The following is a 1,888-nucleotide window of genomic DNA, read 5'->3' on the forward strand; positions in this document are numbered from 1 at the left end:
CGGTGGTGGTGCTCCCGTTCATGTGGGTGGGTGGGCATCGGTTTGGTCGATCGACATCCACGCGTGACCGGTGGGCACGATCAAGTCGCCCGGCCCGTGCGGTTGGACGAGGCCGGCCGATTGAGGGAAGGGCGCACGCTCCAGAGAGCCGCTCTGATCGACTCTTCGGCCCCCAAAGGGAGGCAGCTACGTAGGGCCGTCCGTCGCGGCGGATCAGCCGCTCGACGTTCGACCCAAGCGGGAGCGCCGATCGCTGACAGGGGCACGTGTCGAGCGCTGGAACCAAACAGTGGCTCAGCGGCCGGGATGACGATCACGGGTCTTCATCCGGGTTCGCGGACGATCGCGGGTGCACAACTACGGGCGCTCGCGAACGTAGGCGGGCTGTTGCCCCCGCAGGTGCGGCGGCCGGTTGGGCGGGCGATGCATGATCACCAGCACTGTGATCCGTCGTGGTGGAGTCCGTTACCCTGCCGGCTACTGCCAGAGCGGATGTAGTCGTTCGCTCTTTGGCGCGGGCCGCTCGCGGCCTTCACGGTCATCCCTGAGGAGGAACCCTTGACAGAACCGCTGCCGCGGGCAATCGACAGTTGGCAGAAGGCTGAGTTGAACGCCGCGGAGTGGATGCGGTATTGGGGGTTTGGTGATGCGAGGGTTACCGAGGGCGGTGCGGACTCAGGCGTAGACGTCTGGTCACGCGGAGCGCTCGCCCAGGTGAAGTTCGAAGCGGTCCAGGTTGGCCGGCCGGTTTTGCAGCGCCTGGTCGGCGCTCGGGGACGCAACGTCGAGAAAGCCCTGTTCGTCTTCTCCGGCGCCGGCTTCTCCTCACCCGCCGTCGAGTACGCCAATGACATGGACATCTGCCTGTTTAAGTACACGCTCGTGGGTGCGATGTCACCCGAGAACATCATTGCTCGCACATTTTTGCAGCGGTTTGATGCAACGCGCGCTGCCGTGTTGCGTGGCGCCGAGTATGGAGACTCTACGGAGCGGGCTCTCGTGCTGACGCAGTTGGCGGCTGCGCTGAGAGCTGTTGAAGCGAAGCGGCTTGCTTCAGGGGAGGCAGAGAAGAAGCCCGACTCCCCGGGCCAGGGTCTGTTGGGGTGCGGCGTTGTACTTCTGCTGACTTGGGTTTGTTTGGCGGTCAAGCTCGGATCGCTCGGCAACAAGATCGTGATGGCGGTGTGGATCGGCCTTTCAATCGCTTTGATCATTTCGGGAATCGTTGCTTCATCATCCGGGTCCACCGATGAGGAGTCCTTGACGGCGCCCGGTGGGTCAGGTGAACCATTTCCGGGAAGCAGCAAGGAGCCAGCGAGCGCGCCGACTGCCGTCGACAAGTCCCGACAGCGGGCGGGGTCGGAGTCGGGCTGATATGCACGTGATGACGACCGATCACAGCAGAGGGTGCACGGCGGCCCCGTTCGGGAGGAAGGGGTCGTAAGCCTCTGACCGCCGGAACGCTGGATACCTCCACGCAGATGTGGCATAGCCGAGCGAGTAACGGGAGATGATGTCAAACCGGCGGAAGGCGCTTGAACAGGTCAAAAGTCGTGCACCTGGGACCGCTTGAGGGGAGAGGCTGAGTTCTTACTTTCCAGCGGAACTGTGTGAACGGCAGCAGACCAGCGTGTTGACCTGCGACGCACCGCCAAACCCACAAATCGCGGGAACAGATCGGGCACAACCGGGCCTAGCGCCGGGCCGCCCGCCAGTCCAGAACCTCTGAGGTTGAGGCGGGTCGGCCTCATCGCCCTCTAACCCGGGTTCCGCAGTTCGTAGACACATGAGCTCGGTCCGTCTCGGGTTTGTGCTGGTTACGGGCCTGCGGTTGGCCGGGATCCGGTGTACGGGGTCGAAAGTGTGGTAACACGACTGGAAGGCTTTC

Annotated in this window: 1 protein-coding gene; it reads left to right on the top strand. The window is 63.8% G+C overall.

What is annotated here, in order from left to right; translation table 11 throughout:
- Positions 1–558: 558 nt before the first annotated feature.
- On the top strand, positions 559–1,374 hold the full coding sequence (locus tag DLJ47_RS34650) for a restriction endonuclease (RefSeq protein ID WP_199236134.1): 816 nt from the start codon (positions 559–561) through the stop codon (positions 1,372–1,374).
- Positions 1,375–1,888: the final 514 nt, after the last annotated feature.

This window comes from Micromonospora sp. S4605 (genome assembly GCF_003176715.1).
GTDB lineage: Bacteria > Actinomycetota > Actinomycetes > Mycobacteriales > Micromonosporaceae > Micromonospora > Micromonospora echinaurantiaca.